Genomic DNA, 394 nt, shown 5'->3' on the forward strand with positions numbered 1-394 from the left:
TACGCACGACGAAGTAAATCTCCTCGTCATAGAGCGGCATGATGAGCCGCAGCGGCCGTATCAGTGTGCCGGCCTCTTCGTTGCCGGAGTTGGCCATATCGACGTAGGCCTGATAGACGTCGGACTGCACGAGTGCGAGCTTCACACCGGGCTCGAAACGCATGCGCTGCACGTTTTCCGCCGAGCCTTTCGATGGAATCACCTCGAGGTCGATGCCGGCCGGAGGCGCCACCCATTTCGACAGATCCTGGCCGATCTGAATGTACGTGCCGCGCTCGGGGCCGGTCACGATCTTGTAGTTCGCGTCTGCGGCGACGGCGAGCGCCGAGAAAAGCAGGGCGATCAGCGTCGCCACTCCCGCTAGAGTCGTTTTCAACATGGTCTCTCTCCCGCC

Annotated in this window: 1 protein-coding gene; it reads right to left on the reverse strand. The window is 61.7% G+C overall.

The window, feature by feature from the left end; translation table 11 throughout:
* Positions 1–379: TAXI family TRAP transporter solute-binding subunit (locus U5A57_RS41425; protein WP_321918124.1), on the reverse strand; the 379-nt coding region annotated here is incomplete at its 3' end.
* Between the last annotated feature and the right edge of the window lie 15 nt (positions 380–394).

This window comes from Paraburkholderia sp. J11-2, from assembly GCF_905220185.1.
Taxonomy (GTDB): Bacteria; Pseudomonadota; Gammaproteobacteria; order Burkholderiales; family Burkholderiaceae; genus Paraburkholderia.